Source organism: Lysobacter sp. TAB13 (genome assembly GCF_052113885.1).
GTDB classification, from domain to species: domain Bacteria; phylum Pseudomonadota; class Gammaproteobacteria; order Xanthomonadales; family Xanthomonadaceae; genus Lysobacter; species Lysobacter gummosus.
The window spans coordinates 1-427 of record NZ_JBFRDR010000238.1 but is presented as its reverse complement, the minus strand read 5'-3'; the positions used below and the strand labels follow the sequence as shown (position 1 = coordinate 427).

Annotated in this window: 1 protein-coding gene; it reads right to left on the bottom strand. The window is 61.6% G+C overall.

Going from position 1 to position 427, the window contains the following annotated elements; genetic code table 11:
• Positions 1-427: ABC transporter substrate-binding protein (locus tag AB4Y92_RS25985; protein WP_441822244.1), on the bottom strand; the 427-nt coding region annotated here is incomplete at both ends.

The following is a 427-nucleotide window of genomic DNA, read 5'->3' as shown; positions in this document are numbered from 1 at the left end:
GCGTATAGACCTTGTTGGTCCAGATCTGCTGATCGAGCGCGCTGAGCTTCACGTCGATGCCGAGCGCTGTCCACTGCGCCTGCACGACCTGCGCCACTGCGTCATAGGGAGCGGCCGAGATCACGGCCAACTCGAGCGCGAAGCGCTTGCCGTCCTTCAGCGGAAATCCGGCCTCGTCGAGCAATTGGGCGGCTCGCTTCGGATCATAGGCATACATCGTGTCATAGTTGACCGACGTATCGTGCAGGTTCTTGAACTGCGTCGGGATGGCGTTCTTGGCGGTCTCGGCCAGCCCCTGGTAGACATCCCTTACGATCCGCTGGCGATCGATGGCGTGGAACAGCGCCTGCCGGACCTTGACGTTGTTCATTGGCGAGCGCCGCAGATTGAAGTCGATGACGGCGGTCTCGGGCGCGTTGGTCACGAT